Here is a 2672-nt window from a genome sequence, read left to right on the forward strand (position 1 = left end):
ATCGCCCGCCGCGGCGGCCTCTGGCGCGACAGCGCAAGCGCCCGCGCCGACGCCATCCGCGACCGCCTTCGGTCACAGCGGTCGCCCCGTCGATGCGGACGCCGCGCCGCCGGAACGCGAGCGCGGCATCCCGTGGCCGCCACCGCCGCCATCCGGACAACAACCGGCGGACCGGCCGGCCGGCCGTCAGCCGATCCGCCTGCGCTGGTGGATCGTCGCGCTGGCCGTGCTGTGGGGCGTGTGGCTGTGGGCGAAGCCGTCGGCGCAAAAGATCGAGCGGCGCATCGACGCGGCCATCGTGCTGGCGCAGCAATGCAAGGGCAGACAGGCGCAGGACGAGTTGATCGCGCTGCGTTCCAGCCGCGCCACGCCGGAACAGCTGGAGCGCTTGCAGCGCGAGCTCAACGAGGCGTCGAGCGCCTGCACCCGCAAGCGCCAGCGCGCGAGCGCGTGGAGCGAGGCGCGCGGGTCCATCGAAGCGTCGCTGGCCTCCGGCAGCGTCGAGCGGGCGCGCATGCGGCTGCAGGCGTTCACGAAGCGCTGGGGCGAGGACGACGAGACGCGCGCCCTGAAGGCCCGCATCGACGCGCTGCGCAGCGAGCATCCGCTGGCCGTGCCGTCGGACGAGGGCGGCTAGCCGTCCTAGACAATATCGAAAAATGCTAAGTAGTCATGCAAAACTTATCGTGAACTTGCTGCAGAAGCCTCTCATCAAGGATTGAATTTCCTCGAGCAAATCTGCGCTGTTCCTGGCAACGAAGCGGCGCCAGAAGTGCTTGGCATGCTTCCACAAGATCTCAATCCGGTTGAGCTCCGGACTGTAGGGAGGCAAATAGTACAGCCCCAAGCACATTCACGCGCTGTCGGTGCGCGAGCGGTTCGGTGGCCCGGGTCTGGCCGATCCTGCCCCAGCCGTACTGCACAAGAGGATTTGGACTGAGCCTGATTCGTCGAAGTACAGCAACTCGCACAGCTGTTCGTGGTCGAGCTTGGCCAGCGCATTGATCACTTTTCTGGCGCGCTCGAATGCCAGAGGTAGTGTGCTCGCGTCGTCTCAGCAGTCTTCTTCTAGACGCTCAGAGACCGGCAGAACTTGCTCGACAATCGAACAGGCGTTGGGTCAGCGTAGTGACAGTTAGCCGACCAAGGCATTAAGGATCGCGCGCCGCACTAAGCGCAAGTCTCCAGGTAAGGAAATGAAACCTAAGACTTGCACGTATAAAGGCACGATCGACAACGTGTCCAGCGCTCGGCTAGAGTAGACGCAAGTAAAGACTTCTGATCCCGTTACATTTCGATAGAGTTCGGCACTGCTTTCCAACTATATTAGAATTTCTGGTAGGACACGCCAATTTACGAGTGCCAAGTATCCAATGCCTACCCACTACTTCAGATCGAGCAGTTGGTCGGACACGGCAAAAAACGCCGCGACAAAGCTATTCGAGCGCTGTCGCTAATTTTGCGTTGGTACGAGTAGATCGGCCTTCACTCAACTCCATCACTGGACCGTCTGCAAAGGTGAGCTGTTGGACGCCCATGCCTGGGGTGGCGCCAGGCGATGTCGTACTGTAGCTTGGAGACCCCATTGGCCCAGAGGTGCAGCCTCTGGCTGTGCGAGAGGCGTCCCATGCTTACCACTCTGCCGGGCTGCTTGCGATAGAAGTATCTTGCTCGCCCAGGCGAAGCTCCAGCTCAAGTGCTGAACACCAGCTGAACAGCTGTTTGACGCTGATTTCGTCAGGATGATTCTCAAGGTACGAAATGCGATTCTGGCTCAACCCGACACGATTCGCGACTGCCGTCTGTGTAAGTTTACGCTGTTTGCGGGTCGCTACGAGCAGCTGGCCGAGCTGCGGTGCAGTGATGAGAAGATGGGATTCTGGCGAGGAAGACATTTGGGAAATATCCGATATTCAGATAAACCTAATTTATCCGAAATACGGATAAATTCAAAATAGCTGGAATTCGGCTAATGATCGTATCCGCCTGGATGCACTGCGTATTCACCACTACATTGGCAGCGCCGACTTCGGCAGCCCGAACACGAGGTCGAATGCCCAGTGGAACGCGAAGCTGTACAGGACGAAGAACACGATCAGCCCGACGTCCAGCATCAAGGCGTCCACGAGCGATGTCCCGAGCGTCCATGCGAACATGGGCACGATGGCGAGCACGAGTCCGCCCTCGAAGCCGGCGGCGTGGACGACGCGGCGCAACAGGCTGCGGCCGCGCGTGGCCTGCCGCGCTTCCCAGGCTTCGAACAGTGCGTTGTAGACGACGTTCCAGGCGACGGCCGTGGCCGACGCGAGGACGGCCGCGATGCCTGCCTCTGCGCCGTCGTGGTGCGTCAGGCCCGCGAGCCCGGCCGTCGTGCACGCGATGGCGATGGCTTCGTACAGTGCGACGTAGACGATCCTGCGTTTGATTCCTTGCATGTCCGGCTTTCCCAATAAAACGACGATGGCGCCATCCTATGTCGACATCCTTGATGTATAAAGTTGGATTCTTTCAGTTTAATTGACAGATCATGGCCTTTTCCAGCGATAACGTGAGAGTGTTCCTGGCCGTGCTCGACCATGGCTCGTTTTCCGCCGCGGCGCGCGCGTTGGGGCGGGTGCCGTCGGCCGTCAGCATGGCCATCGCCCAGCTCGAGGCGGAGCTGGACCTGGTCC

4 protein-coding genes and 1 pseudogene are annotated in these 2672 nt (G+C 60.8%); 2 read left to right on the forward strand and 3 right to left on the reverse strand.

What is annotated here, in order from left to right:
* A pseudogene (locus AC1DYX_RS30140) lies at positions 1–637 on the forward strand (hypothetical protein); the annotation flags it as partial.
* Positions 638–670: 33 nt separating this feature from the next.
* Here the strand turns inward: AC1DYX_RS30140 and AC1DYX_RS30145 are convergent.
* The 3 genes from AC1DYX_RS30145 to AC1DYX_RS30155 form a co-directional block, all read right to left on the reverse strand.
* The gene (locus AC1DYX_RS30145; protein ID WP_477265750.1) at positions 671–853 is read right to left on the reverse strand and encodes a transposase; all 183 of its coding nucleotides are present in this window, start codon (positions 851–853) and stop codon (positions 671–673) included.
* Between the two features lie 778 nt (positions 854–1631).
* The gene (locus tag AC1DYX_RS30150; RefSeq protein WP_477265752.1) at positions 1632–1895 is read right to left on the reverse strand and encodes a helix-turn-helix domain-containing protein; all 264 of its coding nucleotides are present in this window, start codon (positions 1893–1895) and stop codon (positions 1632–1634) included.
* Between the two features lie 114 nt (positions 1896–2009).
* Positions 2010–2435 (reverse strand): PACE efflux transporter, encoded by a 426-nt coding sequence (locus AC1DYX_RS30155; RefSeq protein ID WP_477265755.1) that lies wholly within the window; start codon positions 2433–2435, stop codon positions 2010–2012.
* 92 nt (positions 2436–2527) lie between these two features.
* Between AC1DYX_RS30155 and AC1DYX_RS30160 the strand changes: the two genes are divergently transcribed.
* Positions 2528–2672 (forward strand): helix-turn-helix domain-containing protein (locus AC1DYX_RS30160; protein ID WP_477265757.1); only part of this gene is annotated, 145 nt, incomplete at its 3' end.

The organism is Massilia sp. P2_C2 (genome assembly GCF_056404615.1).